The organism is Frankia sp. BMG5.23 (assembly GCF_000685765.2).
Classification (GTDB): Bacteria; Actinomycetota; Actinomycetes; order Frankiales; family Frankiaceae; genus Frankia; species Frankia casuarinae.
The window spans coordinates 1-1,368 of the sequence record NZ_JDWE01000161.1 but is presented as its reverse complement, the minus strand read 5'-3'; the positions used below and the strand labels follow the sequence as shown (position 1 = coordinate 1,368).

General features: G+C 68.0%; 1 protein-coding gene and 1 pseudogene. Both read right to left on the bottom strand.

From position 1 onward, the window contains the following. Positions 1-472 precede the first annotated feature (472 nt). The gene (locus BMG523DRAFT_RS22325) at positions 473-1,096 is read right to left on the bottom strand and encodes an HAD family hydrolase (RefSeq protein ID WP_023842083.1); all 624 of its coding nucleotides are present in this window, start codon (positions 1,094-1,096) and stop codon (positions 473-475) included. A gap of 78 nt (positions 1,097-1,174) precedes the next feature. Then, a pseudogene (locus tag BMG523DRAFT_RS22320) lies at positions 1,175-1,368 on the bottom strand (hypothetical protein); the annotation flags it as partial.

Sequence of the window (1,368 nt, the reverse complement as noted above, 5' to 3'; positions counted from 1 at the left end):
AGCACCCGCCGGCCCCGCCCTCGAACCCTTCCTCACCTGGCAGACCACCACCCAGACCGGCAGCCCTCCCAGCACCGACCCACCCCAGGACGGCCCACCCGACGGGCCCGAGCCCTAACCCCACCCACAAGCCGAAAACCACCCGACCGGCAACACCGGCCGGGCCTTCGGCCCGCCCACCCACGCCATCACCGAACTCTTACGACCGGGCCACCCTTCATCCATATGGACGAAATAAGCCAAAGTGCGGCCTGCGGAAGGGCGGAGCCCAAGCGGCCTTGCATCTGCAACCCGGGGATGGTACCGACCGTGCCTGTACCGCCATCAAGGTTCTGACCGGCATCTTTTGGGTGATCGGGTCGCATCCCGGGTCCATCCCTGGGGTGCACATGCCGCGCGGCTCGGCCGATGGGACTGTGCGGCGACATGGTTCCAGCGGCCCGACGTCTGGTGGAATCCTGCTGCGAGTGAATCAACCCGTGTGGTCTGGGATGACGTCATGTCGGGCGAGCAAGGGGAGCAGGGTGTGGCGGCCCTGGGTGATGGTCCACTGCTCCGCGGCGAGACCAGCGATACGGGCGCCTGCGATGTTCTTCTCGTTGTCGTCGATGAACAGGATGCTGGCCGGGTCCACGCCGATGCGGCGGGCGGCCTCGGTGAAGAAGGCGGGGGCGGGCTTGGCGATGCCGAGGTCGCAGGAGTAGCAGCTGACGTTGAACAAGCGGTCGTAGCCAAGCGCCGAGCGCATGTAGGCGGCGCGGTGCCGCTCCTGGTTCGTGCCGAGATGGACACCGTAACCGCGCAACCGCAGGGCCCGGACCAGCGCGAGAGATTCGTCCATGACGTCGATCCGGTGCCACACGTCTCGGTACACGTCTTCGACCGGCGTCGATACGGCGAACTCGGCCAGGGTCGCCGCGAGCACCGGCATGTAGTCACCGCGCCCCGCGAGCATCGGGAGCTCGTCCTTCCAGGTCCGGTGGAGGAACTCCCGCGAACGCTCGCCCAGGTACGGCTCCATCGCCGCGTACCAACCTCCAGGGATCTCCTGAAGGACTCCGTCCGCGTCGAACAGCACGTGCCTGACGCCTGCCACCGATCTTCGCCTCCTTTTCGAGACCGGGTCAATGGGGCAGCCGTTCTCAGTGGGCGTTCTGCACGCTTTCGTCGGGCCTCAGCTTGAGTTGATCTCTGGGGTGGCCGGTGGGTCGGGCCGGGGCAGGACGAACAGGCCGGGATCGGGCTCGGTGAGAACNCCCCGCTCTACCAGCCGTTTCAGCCGGGCCCGCATGCTCTCGACATGCCGGGGCTCGGTGCCGCCACCCAGCGCCCGGCACACGTCCTTGGCGTGCAGCCCGTTCCCGCCCC